We start from the raw sequence: 19,353 nt of genomic DNA on the forward strand, positions 1-19,353 counted from the left end.
ATTTAAAAAATTATTGCCATTTGTTTTGATTCTCTTTTTCTTTTTCCATCAATTCCTTGATTTTTCTTTCTTCCCAGTCTTTTCCTAAAACCGGAAATACTTCAAAAACTTTTAATCCATGAAAAACAACTCCAATTCCCCACCATAATAGCGGCCAAAAAAACCATAAATATTGTGGTGATGTCCACAAATTTATGACTATCAATATAATATTGACAATGATAAAAGAAGTCAGATTTCCGTAGAAACCTTTAATATTTTCTACTTTCTTTTTTGCTATATAATATTTATCCTCTTCAGTAAATTTCACGTCCATGATTACTCCCATTTTTGTTTTTTCTCTTTTTTCTCTAAGATGCTTTTCAGCTTACGCTCTTCCCATTCTTCTCCAAAAATTTTAAAAGAAGCAAATATATCAACTGCAGATACCAGAAATGCAGTGCTCCAAACTATCATTACCAAACTATTTAAATATCGAACTGGAAATACATTCAACGGAAGTCCGAAATAGTTTTTTAAAGTAAATAAAATCAATCCAATACTATAGAAAAAAGCATGAATGTAAAATGATTTCAGTTTAACAACTTTTCTGCTTGCTATTTGTCGCAGTTCATTTTTTTCCGGGTCATTATCAAAATCTCTTTCCATAATTATTTCCAAATTTGTTTTTGACTTTCTATCTCTTTATCCATGATTTCTTTTATTTTTTGTTGTTCCCATTCTTTATTAAAAAACGGAAAACAATCAAAAGCTTTCAATCCGTGTAAAGCAACTCCAACTCCCCAACCCAACAAAGAATACCAAAAATATAAGTAACCTGGCGAAGTCATTAAATTCACAACAATTACAATTGGATTACAGAGAAGATAAACCGCTAAATGCTGGTAAAACTTTTTAATTTCTTCGACCTTTTTTTGAGCCTGATAATAGCGTTCTGTATCTGAATAATTTGTTTTCATGATTAAACCCATTTTTGTTTTTGCTGTTTTTTCTCTAAGATGCTTTTTAACTTACGCTCTTCCCATTTTTTTCCAAAAATTGTATATGAAACAATTAAATCAATAGCAGAAAACAAAAACACACTAGTCCAGATTATCATTACAACAGAATTTAAATACTTGACTGGAAAAAAATCAAAGTGAACGCCAAAATATTCTTTCAAAATAAAAACACGAACTCCAATACCATATACAAGCGCATGAAAACAAAACAATCTAAGTTTAACGATCTTTTTGTTGAAGATCTGTTGAAACTCAAATTTTCCCTGATCAATATGACAATTAGTTACCATGATTATTTCCAGCTTTGTTTGTTATTTTCTCTTTCCAAAATCTCTCTGATTTTTCGTTCTTCCCAATTTGAGCTGTATCCAAAAACTTTAAAAGCATGCATTGCAACTCCAAATCCCCAACCTAAAGCTGAAAACCAAAACCACTGAAATCCGGGAGAAAAGGTCAAATTCACGAAGATCAAACAAGGAATCACGCAACAATATGAAATGACATTTGCATAAAATCCTTTTAATTCTTCTACTCTTTTTTTAGCTCTGAAATAAGCTTTATTTTCATCTGTATATTCTGCATTATTTTCCATAACCGTAATTTGTTTCGTTAAAATTGGAATTTTAACTGTAAAAGTTTTTTCATTTTGTTCGATCAAAACTTTTCTATTGGTTACAATTCCGTATCGATTTACAATATTTTGCAATCCAACTCCTTGCCTGTCTTGTAGAACTTCTTTTTTCTGAAAATCATTCTGAATTGCCAAATAATCTCCATCAACAAAAATTCGAATATGTAATGGTTTTTGCTCGCTTACAACATTATGTTTTACCGTATTTTCTAGCAAAAGCTGTAATGATAAAGGAACTACTTTTGCATCGGGATTTATATTTGTTGTTGGCAATTCGTAAAACAAACTATTCTCAAAACGCATTTTCAACAAATTCATATACGTTTTTGCGAATGACAATTCATCTTCAACAGAAACCAATTCTTTGTCTTTTTGCTCTAAAACGTAGCGATAAATTTTAGACAAAGAAGTAGTAAATCGTTGTGCATTATCTGGATTTTCTTCGATTAAAGAGCTTAAAACATTCAAGCTATTGAAAAGAAAATGCGGGTCAATTTGATTTTTTAAACTTTCGAATTTAGCATTTGCCGTTCCTGCGATAATCTTTTGTTGCGTTATTTCAAACTTAGAAGCTTGTTTCCACTTTACCATAAAACTTCTCGCTTGCATGAAAGTCGAAACTCCTAACGAAAGAATGATATAAAATAGATGTACCCAAAGCATTCTTGCGCCAAAAAAAACATCGAGAGTTACATTTTGCAAGACAACAAAAATGAAATAGTTTATTCCTAAAACTACTGGAATTGTGTACAAAACTGTCACCAGGATTCCATAATAAACCCTAAGATTTGTTTGCTCGAGCCAATCCCATTTTTTATCTAAGAGCACATTGATGTATCCATTTCCAAAACCAAGTCCAAAAGAATAAAGGCAGCTAACAAAAAAAGTAACAAGAACGTTTTTGATCGTTAAATCTTCTCCCAGAAGCGCTATAAATATTATAGCAAAAATCATAGAAATCTTAAACGAAACAATTGTTCCGCTTTTTAAACTCCCGTATACATATCTATGATCTTTCATTTGTTAATCTGCTTTAATTAATTTTATTTTTTGCAATTTTTTTGAGTTTCCAAAGCTCTTTCTAATCCCCATTTTGGAGAAAAAGGTGTTTCTGGTTTAAAAGTAGCAAAAAGTTCAATAGCTTTATCAACTTGCGCACAAAGTGGCTTTGTATCAACACCTGACCATTTTGCTCCTCCAATTTGATAATCAGCTTCTCCAAAAACAATTCGTGGATTATTTGGATCTATCGCTTTTCCTTTCGCGTAAGCTTCCATCACTTTAGCCGAATATTTCATTCCGTTTGTCATTGGATCTGCAACAACCCAAGCCGTATAAATCAAAGCTTGCATCGCATATAACTCTGCATTATTCTGATCTTTAATAAATTCAATATCCAAAGCGTCTTGGGCTTTTGTCAATAATAAATCAATTTTTGTTTTATCTTTTTCTGAAAACGCAGTTGTAGTATTTACCAATGCAACATAATAATTAGGCAAATAACTTGTTTTTTCTGCCGAAGCAATTCTCTCAAACAATGCCGAAGCTTCTGCATTTTTTCCTTCTTTCCAAAGCCCGAAAGCTTTTCCCATTCCTTGTTCAAATTGTGTTTGCGCTGAGCTTATTCCTACTACAAATAATGCGATCAAAGTGATGATTTTTTTCATTTTCTAAGTTATTTAAATGGTTAATTTGTTAGTTATTATTTATAATGTTATTTCAATTTTTGAATCTTTATCAATAAGGAATTTAGCATCTTTATAAGAAGGAGGTCCCATAAATCCTTTAGCGTTGTTTGACGCTGCATAAGCTTCAGAAGGTATTCCCATTGCATTTCTATCTAACTTTCCGTTATTGTTTTCGTCGTGATAAGTTGAAATTGCATATTCTCCTGTCGAAAGATTATCAAATGTTACAACTACCTGATTGTTTTTAATTTCAGAAGTAAGACTTTTATAAGTCGTTTTAAGAAATGTTCCGTCTGAGTTGTACAAACCTACTTTTACAATTCCTGTATCATTTTTTAAACCTGAAACAGTAACAGTTAATTTTACATTTTGAGCAGACAACAAACTGCAGATAAATAATGTGATTATTGTAATAATTTTGGTCATGATTTCTTTTTTTTAAGGTTAGTCTTTTTTAGATTCTAAGGTTTTGAGTTCCTAAGTCTCTAAGCTTTTTGATTGATGATTAAAACTTCGTTTGTTATTTATACTTCAAAAGTATGTCGGTTTTTACTGTTTTAAAATTAAATGATACTGAGTTGTTGAATTTGATGACTGAATTGTTTTTTTGAGGTTCTAAGGTTCTGAGTTGCTAAGGTTCTAAGCTTTTTTTTCTCAATTTCTAAAGTCTTAGCATCTCAGAACCTTAGTAACTTAGCAACTATAAATTTTTCAATTGATTCTCATTTTTATTCTGGCTAATCGTCCAGAAGAAACCTACGAAAAAGAATCTATCAGCGGTTGGTGTTACGGCTTGTCTGTTATAAACTCCGTTTGCATCCGGTAATTTTGCGTAGTCGTATCCGTAGATATTTTTTGTTCCTATTACATTCGAAACAGAGAAATACAAGATTTTTTGTGTTGTCAATAAATACGCCCAGTTAAAACTTAAACTATTATATGATTTTGTTTTTCCGCTCATAAACTGAGTTTGGTTTGGATCATTATAAGGTCTTCCGGTTGTGAAACTGTTGGTGAAACCTATTTGCGATTTCCAATCTGTGATAAAATACTTTGTTACAATTGACAAACTGTGATTTGCAATAAAACTTGGTGTTGCCATCGTTGGAAAATTCTTGTATTGTCTTTCTGAATCGATATAAGAATACGAGATCCAATATTCTAAGTTTTTATACAAATTGCTGTCTCTCCAAAATAAATCAAGCCCTTTTGCATATCCTGAACCGTTATTATTGAAAACCGAATTGTATTGAATGTCTTTTGTATCGTATTGAACCAAGTTGCTGTAATTTTTATAGTAAGCTTCTGCTCTAAAAGTTTGTCCAGGTTTTGTAAACTGATAATTTAGAATATAATGTTGTGCTTTTTCACTTTCAAACTGGTGGTATTTAGAGTATTTAATATAATCAACAACCGGAGTCTGGCTAAAATCTCCATAAGCAAATGAAAACTGACTTGTTTTTGAAACTTTGTAAGCAATAGAAGCTCTTGGAGCAACATTGTTTTCGTTTAATAAACTGTTGTTCGAATATCTCAAACCTACTTTCATCGCTAATTTTTTAGAGAATAAAATATCTCCTTCTGTATAAAAAGCGGCAATATTAGAATCGTAACCGTTTGCAACTTTAATAGCAATATTATCATCGAAATTTTCATTGAATTTTGTGATAAAATAATCAGCTCCAAAAGATAATTTAAAGTAGTTCGAAATATTTTTTCTCAACTTCAATTTCAATTGCATTGCATTTTCGTTGCTATCAACATCATTTATATCATACTTGATTTTATTTTTACTGTAACCGTAACTAACTCCTGATGTAAGTTGCCATCCTGTTCCAAAATCTCCTTTGTAAGACGCATTCAAATAAAAATTATTATTATTTAAATCAGTTCTGATTGGATTTACAAAATTTACATTTTTCTGATTTAAGTCAAATTTCTCTGAATCGAAAGCAGCATAAAGTTTAAAAATCCCTCTTTCGAAATGATATCTGTAAACTGCTTCTCCGCCCAAAGATTGATATGGATTATTCCAATCTACATTTTGCGGAATTGCAGCCTGATAAGGCGCAAGATTAATATAATTGGTATTGATACTAAAAGAGCTTTTTTTCCATTTTTGAGTATTCCCAACTCCTAAACCAACGGTCATTAAAGCAATATCTGTTTTGTTTTGGTCCGGTTCGTCTTGTGTATTCAAAAGCAAAACACTTGATAAAGCTTCTCCATATTCAGCAGAATAACCTCCTGTTGAAAACGCAATTCCACTAAATAAGAAAGGTGAAAATCTACTTCTTGTTGGTAAATTATTTGTCGTTGCGCCATAAGGTTGCGCCACACGAAGTCCGTCAACAAAGGTTTGCGTTTCGCTCGCTTCTCCTCCACGAACAAATAAACGTCCGTCTTCACCCACAGTTTGTGTTCCTGGCAAAGTTTGTAAAGCTGCAATAATATTTCCGGCAGAACCGGCAGTTGTAACAATGTCTAATGGTTTTAAAACAGAAACTCTGGCTTTGTCTCCGGATTCTAATGTTCCTGCGGTAATAACTACGGCATCAAGAGCGTTTACATTTTCTCTTAATTTAACAGTTTGATTTTTGTAATTGGCAACATCAATTTCTGTTTTGAAAGTTTCATAAAGTAAAAAACTAACCACTATTGTTTGATTTCCTGTTGTAGTGGTTTCAAAAGAAAAATCTCCCGTTTCAGAACTTGTTGCTCCGTCATAAGTCCCGTCCAGATAGATATTTGCTCCCGGAACCGGTTTCCCTTTTTGATCTACAACTTTTCCAGAAATAACATTCTGAGCAAAAATAAAAGACGTTAAAAGTAAAAAAGTAATTGTAAAAAGTAATTTGGTTTTCATAACATTTGGTTTTGATGAGACAAATGTATTTTAACAATCTAAGTTAAAAAATATTAAATAACCCAATTGTAGAATTTCGAGGATGAGTTGTAAAATACTTATTTGTATCTTAGCTAACATGTTTCTAAAAACTATTAACTATGTCAGAAAGTAAAAGAGTTTCGAATTTATATCAATCCATTTACAATGGAAATCCGTGGCTTGAGGTTACCTTAGCAGATACTTTAAAAGATGTTACTGCAGCTCAGGCTTATAAAAAAATCAATCCGAATTTAAACACAATTTGGGAAATTGTAAATCATCTCATTCAATGGAGAAGAAACATATTAAGACGCGTTCAGGGAGAAATAATTACAACTCCTGATCATAATTATTTTGTACCAATCTTAGATTCGTCCGAACCAGCTTGGGAACAATCGCTGCAAAGTCTGGCAAAATCGCAGGAATTATGGAGCGCTTGTTTAAGTGATTTTAATGATGCTGATTTTGAGAAAATAGATCAAAATAATAATCATAATTTTTATGAAGATATTCATGGAATCATTCAGCATGATGTTTATCATTTAGGACAGATTGTTATTTTGAAGAAGTTACTATAATAGATAAAATTCCACTTTTGCTTAGTTCTTGTCATTCCGAGGAACGAGGAATCTCCGCAAGTAGCTCGACAAAGATTGGTGACTGTGCTTTTTATGGCACGCGGATGACACTGATTCGCTATCGCGAAAACGCAAATTTAGACGGATTTTAATCACATTTTTGTCATTTCGACGAAGGAGAAATCACACTAGAAGCTCGACAAAGATTGGGTTTTCGTTATGGAGTTTCTTACAGAGATTCCTCGTTCCTCGGAATCACAAAAGTGGGAGTTATTTTTAAATAGAAAACATCTTCTTAAAATAAATATAGTTATGAAAAAATCAATACTATTACTCGCATTTTTATTTATAAATGTCATCGGATTTTCTCAGGAAAAGGAAGTAAAATTCGACGAAAATTTGGCAAAATCATTACACGCTGACGAATACGGAATGAAGAAATATGTATTCTGCCTTTTGAAATCCGGAACAAATACTACGGCATCCAAAGAAGAATCCAAAAAATTATTTGAAGGTCATATGACCAATATTGGAAAACTAGCCAAAGAAGGAAAACTTGTCGTAGCCGGACCTTTCATGAAAAACGACAGAAATTATAGAGGAATCTATATTTTTAATGTTGAAACTATTGAAGAAGCACAAGCATTAGTTGCCACAGATCCTGCAATACAAGCAAAATTACTCGAAGCCGAATTAACGCCTTGGTACGCAACAGCAGCTTTGCAGGAAACTCTAAAAATTCATGAAAAAATTGCCAAGACTAAAATATAAATACCTTTTATAATGACCGAAAAAGAAAAAATGATCTCGGGAGAATATTATGTTGCAGGAGATCCTGTTTTAGTAAAAGAACGCCGAAAAGCTAAAAATTTATTGCATCGCTTAAATGTTGTCGAATATCGTTTGACAAAAAAAGCAAAAGAAATTCTAGCCGAATTAATTCCAAATACTGGTAAGAGTTTTTATATAGAACCTCCGTTTCATTGTGATTATGGTTATAATATTTCTTGTGGCAACAATGTTTATTTTAATGTAAATTGTGTTGTTCTGGATTGTGCGCCGGTAAATATTGGGTCAAATGTATTTTTTGCACCAAATGTTCAAATTTATACCGCAACACATCCGCTTGACGCTGAATTAAGAAAAACACTCGAAAATGCTTTGCCAATTTCTATTGGTGACGATTGCTGGATTGGCGGAAATTCTGTAATTTGCCCAGGCGTAACCATAGGAAAAGGCTGTGTTATTGGCGCCGGATCTGTGGTTACAAAAGATATTCCGGACAATTCACTTGCAGTTGGAAATCCAGCGAAAGTAATTCGAAAATTAAATCAAGAACCTGAATCAAATTCATAATGCTTACTTTAAATAAAGTTCACCATATTGCCATTTTATGCTCGGATTATCAAAAATCTAAAACCTTCTATACAGAGGTTTTGGGCTTAACAATTATTAGAGAAATATATCGCGAAGAACGTCAATCTTACAAACTTGATTTGGCTTTGAATGGTATTTATGTAGTTGAATTATTCTCGTTTCCAAATCCGCCAAAAAGACCTTCAAGACCCGAAGCAGTTGGTTTGCGTCACTTGGCTTTTGAAGTCATTAATTTAGAAGAAACTATCGCTTTTCTGGATACAAAAAACATCGAATCAGAACCTATAAGAATTGATGAAACGACTGAAAAAAGATTCACTTTTATTGCTGATCCGGATGAATTGCCGATTGAGTTTTATGAAAGATAGGGAGGAAAGGTTCAGAGTTGCAAAGATTCAAAGGGACAAAGGTTTTCTCATTTTATGTGATTTCTCCCTTCGGTCGAAATGACAAAAAAGCCCTTTATAGTATTATTTTAATAAAACTTTGAACCTTTGCACCTCTGAACCTTTGCACCTAAATAACCCCTATCCAAGAAAAAACACACTGAAAGAATTTTCTTATTTTAATAATTTTAACATAATATAAAGGTAGTTTATTATTAAAAAACAGATTTGATTGCCTAATTTTGTGAAATCGCAAATAAAAATCATGCGATTTCAAAATCACTTCTGATGAACAAAACGGCGCAAATCAAAAAAAATCATCAATTTATTAAATTCCGAAAATTAGTTGTTGTTTCTATTCTAATAGGTTTTTTATCGGCCTTTCTCGGAATTTCACTTAAAAAAATTACAGAATACTACGAAGAAATCTTCTTTCATGAAGTTACTGTACATCCATTATTGTATATTCTTTTCCCTGTTTTTGGATTGTCTGTGATTTATTTTCTAAGACATTATCTTTTTAAGAAAAAAGAAAACAAAGGAATCAAGGAAGTTTTTGAAAGTACAAAATCCACTTCAAAAAATTTACCTTCTTATAAAATCCCATCTCACTTTATAAACGGATTAATAACAGTTGCTTTTGGAGGTTCTACTGGAATTGAAGTTTCTACCGTTGTAGCCTCTGCAACAATTGGTTCTGTAGCGCAGCAAAAAGAAAATGTATTTAGACAATACAAAACCGAATTAATTTGTGCGGGAGTTGCTGCCGGAGTTACCGCTTTATTCAGCAGTCCAATTGCAGGAATTTTGTTTGCTCTGGAAGTTATTTCTCGAAAAGTAACACGAGCTTTTATTATTTCAAATCTAATCGCTGTTTCGATCGCATTCGGATTATTATCTATATTAAAAGAAGAACCTTTATTTACGGTTTCGATTACAACCTGGCATTTAAGAGCGATTCCGTATTTTATTCTTTTAGGAATTTTGGCGGGAATAAATTCTGTTTACTTAACGCGTTGTGTCTTATTCTTTAAATCTCAATTTGGAAAAATCGATACGCATTATTACAAAATATTAATTGGTTCAGTAGTTTTAAGCGTTTCTTTATTCATCTTTCCGCAATTATATGGAGAAGGATATCACGCTATAAAAGGAATATTTGGCAACACAAATGAAATTCCGTTAACGCTGACTTTAGCATTGACTTTTATCGGAATCTTGATTTTAAAACCAATTGTAACTTCGGTAACACTGGCTTCTGGTGGCGATGGCGGCGTTTTTGCTCCAAGTCTTTTTATTGGTGCATTTTTAGGTTTATTACTGGCTTCAGTTCTAAATAGCTTTTTCCATGTAAATGTAATTCCGGTTAATTTTATGATTATCGGAATGGCTGCTGTTTTAAGTGCCAGCATTCATGCGCCTTTTACAGCAATATTCTTAGTTTGTGGACTAACGAATGATTACACGTTATTTTTACCCATTTTAGTAGTTTGTTTAATTTCTAAATATACCGCAAAAATGATTTATCCTTTTACCGTTTACTCCTATTCGCCAAGTTTAATAAAATAAAAAAAGACTCTTATTTTAGACTTTTACAGATAATTAATCTGCAGCAAAAACAAATTTAGTTCTTAAGAATACGCAACAAAATACCACATGCCTAATCAAAAATTAAAAAGAAGTTATCGTAAAACGCGCTATATTCTTTATAAAGAAACTCTAATTGACTCCAAAGAACATTTTTGGTCGTTTATAGGATCATTTGTCGGAATTGGAATCTTGTCTTATCTTGAATCTATTCGTTTTTCCGGAACTGATATTGTTTTTCTAATTGGTTCTTTTGGAGCATCGAGTGTATTAGTTTACGGAATTATTCAAAGTCCGTTTTCGCAACCCCGAAATTTAATTGGCGGTCACGTAATCTCAGCAATTATTGGGGTTACCGTAAACCAATTAGTTCCTGATATTATTTGGTTATCTGCTCCATTGGCGGTTTCGTTATCCATTATTTTCATGCAGATTACCAAAACGCTTCATCCTCCCGGCGGTGCAACTGCACTTATTGCCGTTACGGGTTCTGCACAAATAAAAGATTTAGGTTATATGTATGTGCTTTCTCCGGTTTTAGACGGTGTTTTGATTCTGTTTATAACGGCATTAATTTTCAATAATATGACTTCAAGCCGAAGTTATCCAAGTCATAGTACTTATCATAAACGTTATCATAAGATTCGAAAAAGATTGATTGGGAGATAATTTTGACTTGTCATTGCGAGGAACGAAGCAATCTCACTTGCTGAATCATTTTGCGTTTCTTTGTAGTGTGGTTGCTTCGTTCCTCGCAATGACAAACTAGCCGAAAAGTTTGTTAATTAGACAACGACTCCGCTCATCCTGATAAATAAAAATCTTTTCAACAAATCGTAAATCACAATTCGTATTTCGTTTTTTATATTTTACCTTTGACCTTTCAATAAAAACAAAGATTATGGTTTATAAATTTAGAGTAATTCTAGACGCCGAAGAAGATATTTTTAGAGACATTGCTATTCTTGAGGAAGATACTCTTGAGGATTTACACAATGCTATCTTCAACGCTTTTGGTTTTGACGGAATGGAAGTAGCTTCGTTTTATACCTGCGATGAAACTTGGAATCAGGAAGATGAAATTCCGCTTTTTGATACTGGCGATGTTCCTGGTGAACAACGAACTATGGGCGATTATCCATTATCTTCTATCCTGGATAAAGAAAATACCAAAATCATCTATGTGTACGATTTCATCAATATGTGGACTTTCTTAGTTGAACTGGCTGCTGTTGAAGATCAAATTGCAGGAGCTCCATATCCTGAAACTTTATTCTCACACGGAGAAATGCCCGATGAAGCCATCGAAAAAAACTTTGAAGCAGATATGCACGACGATATCTACGGAGAATTTGAAGATGATCTTGACGAAGACGATCTTGACATGTTCGAAGGCGACGATAGCTTTGAAGATTACGGATTTGAGGAGAACTGGAATTAGTCTTTTTGAGGTTCTTAGGTTCTGAGTTGCTAAGGTTCTAAGTTTTTATTTTGAAAGATTTATCTTATTTTTTTATTAATTTTATCAGATTAAATAAAAAATAAAAATGAGTGATTTTCGAAAACTTTTAATCTGGCAGAAATCAATGAGCTTGATTACCAAAATCTATTTTTCAACAAACAATTTTCCAAAAGAAGAAATCTTCGGATTAACGTCACAAATAAGACGAAGCTCGGTTTCAATATCCAGTAATATTGCCGAAGGATCCGGACGAGAAAGCGATAAAGATTTTCTACGCTTTTTAAATATTTCAGTAGGTTCTTTATTTGAAATGCAAACTCAATTAGAAATTGCAAAAAATATAACCTATCTTAACGAACAAGAATTTAATAATTTATATGAGGATAGTCGTGAAGTAGAGAGAATGTTAGTTTCGTTTATTAAGAAAATAAAAAACAGAAACTAAAACCTCAGAACCTTAGCGACTCAGAACCTCAGCAACTTTAAATATGATCAACTTATTCAACACCCACATCGAGACGCTTGCGATACACCGCGTAGGAAACAAGAGCAGAAACGAAGCGATTTTTTTATCGGAACAACCTTTTAATCTAAATGATGAAATTGTGCCTTTGATAAAAGAATACTTTTTTAAGCCTTTTAGAGAGAAAGAAGAAAACTATTATCAGTTTGCGCACGAAGTCGATTTGGATTATAACGACATGTTTAAGTATGCTACTGAGATTTTTAATAATCCTGGGAACTTACAGGAGGTTTCAAAAAGAATCACTACGCATTTATTCGAGCAATCAAATCATCCGCACATTAAAAACGGAGAGGTTTATGTAACTTATCTAACAAATCTAAGTATTGACAATAATGTTGTTGACGCTATCGGAATTTTTAAAAGTGAATTACAAGCCGACTTTTTACAATTTGAAGAAAAAAACAGTAACCTCGAAATGATCTTGCAACAAGGTATCAACTTAAGCAAATTAGATAAAGGTTGTTTGATTTTTAATTATAAAAAAGAAGAAGGATACAAAATTCTAACTGTAGACAGTAACCGTTATGACGCGCGTTATTGGTTAGAGCACTTTTTATCAGTTGATGCTTTTGAAGATGAAAACTTCATCACTAAAAAATACTTGAAATTCTGTCAAAACTTCGCGAAAGATGTTGTTTTACCAGCAGAAGACAAAAAAGAAGAAGTAATGTTCATGAACCGTTCAGTGAATTATTTCGCTAAGAACGACCAGTTTGAAGAGCAAAATTTCTTAAATGAAGTATTAGACAATCCGGACTTAATTCCTGAATTCAAAAACTATAAAGTTGATAAAGGAGAAAAATACAGCATCGAAGATGTAACCTCATTCCCTATTGCAAACGCAGCAGTTTCTGACGCAAGAAAATCGATTAAAAACGTTATTAATCTAGATACTCATATTCAGATTAAAATGGATTTTATCAACCCTGAAAGTGCAGAAAAATTTGTTGAAAAAGGCTGGGATGAAGAAAAACAAATGTATTACTACTTAGTTTACTTCAATAAAGAAGAAAAAAGCTAAGAGTTATTCATTTTCTATTACTTACTTAAAACAAAAAACGGCAACTACATTTATTTGTAATTGCCGTTTTTTATTGCTCTGAAATGTTAGAATTTTAATCTAAAAAATCAATTTCAACGCTTTTTCTTCAAATATACAACCAGAATCTTTTTGTTTTTTCAGTTTCTTCTTTATTAATTTATAAGTATTTAGCTATATTTTAAAAAATATAAATTTAAAAATATAAGAATAAACTTATTTTGTAAGATTATTATGCTTTAATTTGCGACAATTATTATCGTAATTATCTATAAACAAAATGAAAAAACAATTATTAATTATCGGCGGAGGTTTCGCAGGTTTTTGGAGTGCTTTGAGCGCTATTAGACAAAGTCGTGAATTACAAAAAGAAGATGAACTTGAGGTGACTTTGGTGAATATGGATGAATATCTAACGATCCGTCCAAGATTATATGAAGTTTCATTAGAAGGCTTGAGAGTTGAGCTAAAAAAATATTTCAAACCATTGAATATTAAATTCATCATTGGTAAAGCAGAAATTATCAATCCGGAACAAAATCTGGTAACGGTTGCGACCAATAGTGGAGCATTAAGTTTGAGCTATGATTATCTAATTTTATCTTCGGGAAGTGTTTTAAAAGCAATAAACATTCCCGGAATCGAAAACACTTTTAATGTAGACACATTCAATGGCGCTCAAAGACTTGAAGATCATTTATCGCAATTGGCAAGTAAAAATTTTGAGGACGATGGCGCTACAACTTTTGTCATTGCAGGAAGCGGATTAACAGGACTTGAGGTTGTTACTGTTATTAAAGAAAAAGCCTTGAAAATATTAGGCGAACATGGTCAAGATCCGATTGATTTTAAAGTAGTTCTTATCGAAAAAGCTGAAAAAGTAGGCAATTATTATTCAACTGAAGCACAGGATTACGTTATAAAAACTTTAGAATCAAAAGATGTTACTATTGTAACGGGCGTTTCGCTGGCTGGCGTAACTTCCAAAGGTGCAACCTTAAGTGATGGAACATTTATTCCTTCGCAAACAATTATTTCAACTGTTGGATTAGTTGCAAGTTCGCTTTGCAATTTCTTTAAAGGCGAAAAAGATAAACTGGGACGTCTTCATGTAAATAAATATCTTCAGCTTGAAGCGTATGACAATGTAATCGCAGCCGGAGATGTCGCAAATATTCCTACTGACGATAAAGGCAATAGTTCGCTTATGGCTTGCCAGTTCTCAATGTTCCTAGGAAAATGGGCTGGACATAATGCTGTTAACAGCTTATTTTCACAACCTTTAAAACCTTACAATTATACAGATTATGTAACCTGCGTAGATTTAGGTCAGGAAGATGGTATGCTAACAACCGGATGGGAACGCGCATTAGCTTTTAGTGGAATTGAAGGAAAGAATATAAAAATGGAGGTTACTACAAAACTAATCTATCCTGCAGATGACGTTGATACTGCACTAACAGATTCTTATCCAGAAGTTCCAAATGTTAGCCAAAACGCTGTTTAAAATTAGAAACTTCATGAAACGGACTAAATCATTACTATGCCAACTTTAGGAAAAAATGTAGAATATGCGATACATTCGTTAGTGTATTTAATAGATAATCCTGAAGACAGCACAATTACGGTGCGTGATTTGGCGAATTTTCAAAATATATCCGAAACTTATCTCGCCAAAGCTTTTACCAAACTGAAAAAAGCGGGAATAGTGAAATCAAATATTGGTGTGAAAGGCGGTTACAAACTGGCACGTTCTTCTACTGAAATCACATTTTTAGATATCGTTCTTGCTGTAGAAGGAGAAATTTCGTTTTTTGAATGCCACAAAATCAGAGACAATTGTGTATTGCTGGATAAGTCAGAACTTCCTTGGAAAAAAGATAGCTATTGTGCAATACATCTTGTAATGATTGAGACTGAAAATAAAATCAAGGATTCTTTGAGAGAAAAAAATCTTCAATGGGTTCATGATATGATTCGAAAACAGTACGGACAGAAAATGATTGATAAAACGCAAGATTGGTTTCAGTCGAATGTTTTTAGTACAAAGTAAATAATTCATTTAAATATGATTTAGGACTTATAGAATTACTTTGAAAATAGTACGGTTAAAACAAAAAATCCCATTCGTCGAGGCGAATGGGATTTTTTATATTCTCGTCTTAATTAGCAATTCAGAGTACAGAAAACATTGCTTTTACGATATCATCGTAGACTTGTTTATCTCTTTCGCCGGTTCTTGCTAAAACTCTGATTCCGGAGTAATTATTAAAAATAAATCTTGCTAAAACTCTGGCATCAATAGCTTTGGAAATCTGACCTAGATCCTGCCCTTTCTGTACTGCCTTTGTAAAAACTCCTTCCATTATCTGGCTGTTGCTTTTTACAATTTTGGCAATTTCTTCATCATGCATCGCCAATTCTACAGAAGAATTTACCATAAAACATCCTTTTGTAATTCGGTCTTCAAGACTTTCTATAACAGCTTGTTTAAAAATATCACGTAAAGTCTCTTTTATATTTTCCGATTCATCGAAAAGTTTTACGATTTGATCTTGAGCATTTTTCTGATAACGTTGTAAAGACTGCGCAAAAAGTTTCTGCTTATCGCCAAAAGTGTCATACAAACTAGAACGACTCAAACCTAAATGTGTTACTAAATCCTGAGCCGAAGTTCCGTTGTAACCTTTGTGCCAAAAAATTTCGATCGCTTTATCCAAAGCCTGATCTTCATTAAATTCTTTTGTTCTAGCCATGATTTCTACTATTCAATTAATATTACAAAGGTATAAAAAAACGGAACAATCGTTCCTGAATTATTCAAAAAATTATAATACTGTATTTACAGTAAGTCCACCATCGATAACAATTTCACTTCCGGTAATGAATGAAGAATCATCTGAAGCAAGGAAACCAATTGTTTTTGCAACCTCAGAAGCTTGTCCAAAACGTTTCAATAAAATCTTTTGCCCTAAAGCAGCTCCTAAACCTTCTACTTCTTCTTTTTCTAAACCAACTTTTCCATACAAAGGTGTTTCTATTGGACCAGGAGAAACGGCGTTTACTCTAATTTTTCTTGGTGCTAATTCTGCTGCAAATATTCTGTTTAATGATAAAACTGCTGCTTTACTTGCTCCGTATACACTTGAACCCGGCATACCTAATTGTGCATTTACTGAAGTATTAAAGATAATAGAACCTCCATCGTTTAAAATTGGCAATACTTTTTGAACAGTAAAATAAACTCCTTTTACATTCACATTCATAATACTGTCATAATGTTCTTCAGAAGCTGATTCTACCGGAGCAAAAGCTGCAATTCCAGCGTTTAAAAATACAATATCAACTTTGCCAAATTGTGCTTTTACTTGTTCTACTAAACTGTCAATAGATTTTAAATCTGATTGATCTGCAACAATTCCAGTTACGTTCAATTCTTTTTCGGCTTGAGCCAAAGCTTCTTTGTTTCTTCCTGTTACAATTACTTTTGCACCTTTTGCTACTAATTCAGCTGCCGCTGCATACCCAATACCGCTATTTCCACCAGTTACTATAGCTACTTTGTTTTCTAAATTTTTCATTTTGTTTATTTATTAAGTTATTGATTATTCAATTATTATGGTACAAAGATATAATAACGGAACGATCGTTCCGTTATTATTAATGTTAAAATTTAGTTAAATTAAAGATTCACTTTCAAACCTTCCTATTTACAAGGGTTTATATCTATACTATCATAAAGGAAACAAATAATAAATTGGCTAACATTCTTAATATTTGCTTAATTTTGCATCTCTAAACTATACACAGATGGATATTCATTTACACAACGAAAGTCCTTTCAAAACTATCATATCATTTCATAAGCTAATTGAATCGTTTGAAGAAATTGCTTTATCAGATGTTGATTACCGAGCAAACTACGCCAAAGCAATACTACAACAAATAGAAGCTTTTCCAGAATTAAGAACAGGTATTAAGGATTACTCTACTATTAAAGATAATGAAGCACTGATCAAAAATCTCTTGGCAGATTTGTTTCCAACTGCTTTAACAAATAATGAAATAAAAGCGATTACGATTCCTTTTCAGAATTTATCTTTTAATTATACAGAACGTTTCAAAAAGATTCTAAGCAATGCAGGATCTGAATTTGATATGGAAATTCGTGATTTCGACGATCACCAATTCTATGTAAATAATTGTTGCTTAATATTAGGCGTATATTACAAACAGAAAATAGACTTTAATAAACCTTTCTTCTACGATATTCCGGATGAAAACGGTGTTGAGAAACATTATCGTATTTTGTATAATGCTGATTTTATGGAAATTATTCCAACTGAAAACTCAGTTCATTTAACTCAGGAAGATATTGATTTGTTAATGGATAATTACGGCGATCTTGAACTTTGGAAATCCAAATTCCCTAAAGGAAGCTGGACTTTAAAAGGTTTCGGGATTGTTTCTTTGTTTGATGCTACTACAGAAAGTGCCATTTCGAACTTAAAAAGTAATTTACTAAAACCTGATTCTAAAGCTGGTCCAACGAACGAAATTGTATCTAATATTTTTAAATCAATATTTAAAATTCCGGATTTACAAGTTGGTTTTATTGTTTACAATCCTGAGGAAGAAAAATTTATAAGACCTATAAAATTTGATACGCAATTGCAAAGTTTTCTACTTTCTAAAGACCAGGAAATTGATTGCAAGAATGCTTTTTTTGGATGTACTTTCGAAAAATTATTAGACAATAAAGAGCCTTTGGTAATTTCTAATGTGAAAAAATTCATTGAAGAAGGACCAAACAAAAAACTTGGTGAACATTTATTGAAACAAGGCGTTCAGAGTTGTGTTTTTGCTCCGGTTATAAAAGACGGACATTTATTGGGCGTTGTAGAATTAGTTTCTCCGCACGCAAGGGATTTGAATTCGGTAAATGCAACTAAACTCGAATTGGTTCTTCCCTATTTAACGGATACAATTGATCGCTACAATACTGATATGCAACATCAGATTGAGGCTATCATTCAGCGTGAATATACTACGATTCACCCAAGTGTGTATTGGAAATTTAGAAGAGAATCTCAAAATTACTTTCAAAATTCAAATCATACAAAGGATTATATTTTCAAGGAAATTTCCTTTAAGAATGTATATCCGTTATACGGACAAATTGATATTAAAGGTTCGTCTGAACACAGAAATGAAACGGTTAAACGAGATCTTAAAAATCAATTAACAGCTATTTTAGAAATTTTCGAGTCTCAGGATCCTAATACTAATTTAGTATTATTGGAACAAAGAAAGTTTGAATTAGAATCGTTTCGTGAAGAATTAGATTTTCCGCTAAAAGCTGATACTGAACAACATATTCAGCGTTATATCGAAGAAGAAATTCATCCGCTTTTGAAGAATACTAAAGAAACAGAAAAAAGTGAAAAACTGGAACGTGAGTATTTTGAAAGTCTGGACGAAAAAACCGGTTTGTTTTATAAAGAAAGAAAGAAGTTTGATAATGCAATGTCTATTATCAATAAAAAACTGGCTTCGGTTCTGGATAAAAAGCAAGTTGAAGCACAACAGATTTATCCGCATTATTACGAGCGTTTCAAAACTGATGGCGTTGAACATAATCTATATATTGGAGCGTCTATTGCGCCAACAAAACCGTTTGACATTATGTATTTGCACAATTTACGTTTGTGGCAATTACAAACTTTATGCGAAATGGAACTGGAACATCATCAACTAAAAGAATCGCTTCCGTATGAATTGGATGTGACTTCGTTGATTTTAGTTTTTAGTGCGCCGCTTTCTATTCGTTTTAGAATGGATGAAAAACGTTTTGATGTTGACGGAACTTACAATGCGAGATATGAAGTAGTGAAAAAACGTATCGATAAATCGAATATTAAAGGCACAAAAGATCGTATTACTGAGAAAGAAAAAATTACAATTGTCTATTCTCAAAATAGTGAAGAAGCAGAATATTTAAAATATATCAAATACTTGCAACACAAGAAAATTCTGGAACCTGCTATCGAACAATTTGAGGTCGAAGATCTTCAGGGAGTTTCTGGTTTGAGAGCGATTCGTGTAAAAGTTATCAATAATATGGCTAATCCAGCCGCGAAGAAAATTACTTATCAGGATTTACTAGATGAGCTCAACTAATAGTTGAGCTT

22 protein-coding genes are annotated in these 19,353 nt (G+C 32.4%); 12 read left to right on the plus strand and 10 right to left on the minus strand.

The window, feature by feature from the left end; genetic code table 11:
- Nucleotides 1-10: 10 nt before the first annotated feature.
- The 8 genes from WN975_RS13020 to WN975_RS13055 form a co-directional block, all read right to left on the minus strand.
- Nucleotides 11-316: a 2TM domain-containing protein gene (locus WN975_RS13020; RefSeq protein ID WP_233209672.1), complete on the minus strand. Its 306-nt coding sequence runs from the start codon at nt 314-316 to the stop codon at nt 11-13.
- A 2-nt stretch (nt 317-318) separates the two neighbouring features.
- Complete coding sequence (locus tag WN975_RS13025) at nt 319-648, minus strand: 2TM domain-containing protein (protein ID WP_337966922.1); 330 nt, start codon at nt 646-648, stop codon at nt 319-321.
- A 2-nt stretch (nt 649-650) separates the two neighbouring features.
- Complete coding sequence (locus WN975_RS13030; RefSeq protein ID WP_337966923.1) at nt 651-959, minus strand: 2TM domain-containing protein; 309 nt, start codon at nt 957-959, stop codon at nt 651-653.
- 2 nt (nt 960-961) lie between these two features.
- Nucleotides 962-1,291, minus strand: coding sequence for a 2TM domain-containing protein (locus tag WN975_RS13035; protein WP_337966924.1), 330 nt, complete (start codon nt 1,289-1,291; stop codon nt 962-964).
- Between the two features lie 2 nt (nt 1,292-1,293).
- The gene (locus tag WN975_RS13040; RefSeq protein ID WP_337966925.1) at nt 1,294-2,652 is read right to left on the minus strand and encodes a histidine kinase; all 1,359 of its coding nucleotides are present in this window, start codon (nt 2,650-2,652) and stop codon (nt 1,294-1,296) included.
- Between the two features lie 23 nt (nt 2,653-2,675).
- Nucleotides 2,676-3,299 carry a hypothetical protein gene (locus tag WN975_RS13045; protein ID WP_337966926.1) on the minus strand — a complete coding sequence of 208 codons (624 nt, stop codon included), beginning with the start codon at nt 3,297-3,299 and terminating at the stop codon, nt 2,676-2,678.
- Between the two features lie 39 nt (nt 3,300-3,338).
- A complete protein-coding gene (locus WN975_RS13050) occupies nt 3,339-3,746 on the minus strand; it encodes a DUF2141 domain-containing protein (protein ID WP_337966927.1) in 408 nt (135 codons plus the stop codon).
- Nucleotides 3,747-4,020: 274 nt separating this feature from the next.
- The gene (locus WN975_RS13055) at nt 4,021-6,186 is read right to left on the minus strand and encodes a TonB-dependent receptor (protein WP_337966928.1); all 2,166 of its coding nucleotides are present in this window, start codon (nt 6,184-6,186) and stop codon (nt 4,021-4,023) included.
- Between the two features lie 140 nt (nt 6,187-6,326).
- Here WN975_RS13055 and WN975_RS13060 point away from each other — a divergent pair, with 140 nt between their 5' ends.
- The 11 genes from WN975_RS13060 (at nt 6,327) to WN975_RS13110 (ending at nt 15,215) form a co-directional block, all read left to right on the plus strand.
- Nucleotides 6,327-6,785 carry a DinB family protein gene (locus tag WN975_RS13060; RefSeq protein ID WP_099709068.1) on the plus strand — a complete coding sequence of 153 codons (459 nt, stop codon included), beginning with the start codon at nt 6,327-6,329 and terminating at the stop codon, nt 6,783-6,785.
- Nucleotides 6,786-7,097: 312 nt separating this feature from the next.
- The gene (locus WN975_RS13065; RefSeq protein ID WP_337966929.1) at nt 7,098-7,556 is read left to right on the plus strand and encodes a YciI family protein; all 459 of its coding nucleotides are present in this window, start codon (nt 7,098-7,100) and stop codon (nt 7,554-7,556) included.
- A gap of 9 nt (nt 7,557-7,565) precedes the next feature.
- Complete coding sequence (locus tag WN975_RS13070; protein ID WP_337968990.1) at nt 7,566-8,141, plus strand: sugar O-acetyltransferase; 576 nt, start codon at nt 7,566-7,568, stop codon at nt 8,139-8,141.
- Nucleotides 8,141-8,530: a VOC family protein gene (locus WN975_RS13075; protein ID WP_230716748.1), complete on the plus strand. Its 390-nt coding sequence runs from the start codon at nt 8,141-8,143 to the stop codon at nt 8,528-8,530. The genes WN975_RS13070 and WN975_RS13075 overlap by 1 nt, the downstream gene beginning before the upstream one ends.
- 306 nt (nt 8,531-8,836) lie before the next feature.
- Nucleotides 8,837-10,117: a chloride channel protein gene (locus WN975_RS13080; RefSeq protein ID WP_337966930.1), complete on the plus strand. Its 1,281-nt coding sequence runs from the start codon at nt 8,837-8,839 to the stop codon at nt 10,115-10,117.
- Between the two features lie 87 nt (nt 10,118-10,204).
- Nucleotides 10,205-10,804, plus strand: coding sequence for an HPP family protein (locus WN975_RS13085; RefSeq protein ID WP_099709073.1), 600 nt, complete (start codon nt 10,205-10,207; stop codon nt 10,802-10,804).
- A gap of 232 nt (nt 10,805-11,036) precedes the next feature.
- Nucleotides 11,037-11,576, plus strand: coding sequence for a hypothetical protein (locus WN975_RS13090; RefSeq protein ID WP_099709074.1), 540 nt, complete (start codon nt 11,037-11,039; stop codon nt 11,574-11,576).
- A gap of 106 nt (nt 11,577-11,682) precedes the next feature.
- On the plus strand, nt 11,683-12,042 hold the full coding sequence (locus tag WN975_RS13095; protein WP_337966931.1) for a four helix bundle protein: 360 nt from the start codon (nt 11,683-11,685) through the stop codon (nt 12,040-12,042).
- Nucleotides 12,043-12,085: 43 nt separating this feature from the next.
- Complete coding sequence (locus tag WN975_RS13100) at nt 12,086-13,144, plus strand: nucleoid-associated protein (RefSeq protein WP_099709076.1); 1,059 nt, start codon at nt 12,086-12,088, stop codon at nt 13,142-13,144.
- A gap of 298 nt (nt 13,145-13,442) precedes the next feature.
- Complete coding sequence (locus tag WN975_RS13105; protein WP_337966932.1) at nt 13,443-14,669, plus strand: FAD-dependent oxidoreductase; 1,227 nt, start codon at nt 13,443-13,445, stop codon at nt 14,667-14,669.
- Between the two features lie 36 nt (nt 14,670-14,705).
- Complete coding sequence (locus WN975_RS13110) at nt 14,706-15,215, plus strand: Rrf2 family transcriptional regulator (RefSeq protein WP_337966933.1); 510 nt, start codon at nt 14,706-14,708, stop codon at nt 15,213-15,215.
- 121 nt (nt 15,216-15,336) lie between these two features.
- On the opposite strand, the gene WN975_RS13115 is transcribed toward WN975_RS13110, so the two are convergent.
- Nucleotides 15,337-15,918, minus strand: a complete 582-nt coding sequence (locus tag WN975_RS13115; RefSeq protein ID WP_337966934.1) for a TetR/AcrR family transcriptional regulator — start codon at nt 15,916-15,918, stop codon at nt 15,337-15,339.
- Between the two features lie 72 nt (nt 15,919-15,990).
- Complete coding sequence (locus tag WN975_RS13120) at nt 15,991-16,743, minus strand: SDR family oxidoreductase (RefSeq protein ID WP_337966935.1); 753 nt, start codon at nt 16,741-16,743, stop codon at nt 15,991-15,993.
- A gap of 229 nt (nt 16,744-16,972) precedes the next feature.
- Between WN975_RS13120 and WN975_RS13125 the strand changes: the two genes are divergently transcribed.
- Nucleotides 16,973-19,342 (plus strand): GAF domain-containing protein, encoded by a 2,370-nt coding sequence (locus WN975_RS13125; RefSeq protein WP_337966936.1) that lies wholly within the window; start codon nt 16,973-16,975, stop codon nt 19,340-19,342.
- Nucleotides 19,343-19,353: the final 11 nt, after the last annotated feature.

This window comes from uncultured Flavobacterium sp. (genome assembly GCF_951805225.1).
GTDB lineage: Bacteria > Bacteroidota > Bacteroidia > Flavobacteriales > Flavobacteriaceae > Flavobacterium.